Raw genomic sequence first — 222 nt, 5'->3', positions numbered from 1 at the left:
TGGCCGCTTCGGCCAGCGGGTAATGCGTGCTCTCGGGCATCGGCAGCACGCCCTCTGCGGTCAACCGGTACACCGTGGCCAGCAATTCGCGGACCGCGGCGGGTTGATTCGCCGCCATCAGCCCCAGGTCGACTCCGTAGAAGGAGAGGTTCTGCCGGAACGGGTAGAGCCCGAGCTTGGTGTCGCCGTAGATGTCGCGCTTGCCGATCTCGACAAACCGGC

At 66.2% G+C, this 222-nt stretch carries 1 protein-coding gene; it reads right to left on the bottom strand.

From position 1 onward, the window contains the following. Window positions 1–222: MDR/zinc-dependent alcohol dehydrogenase-like family protein (locus tag BST12_RS30340; RefSeq protein WP_139802156.1), on the bottom strand; the 222-nt coding region annotated here is incomplete at both ends.

The sequence above is a fragment of the Mycobacterium angelicum genome (assembly GCF_002086155.1).
GTDB lineage: Bacteria > Actinomycetota > Actinomycetes > Mycobacteriales > Mycobacteriaceae > Mycobacterium > Mycobacterium angelicum.
Note: the sequence above shows the minus strand (reverse complement) of the source record. Positions and strands in the feature narration are given on the sequence as shown.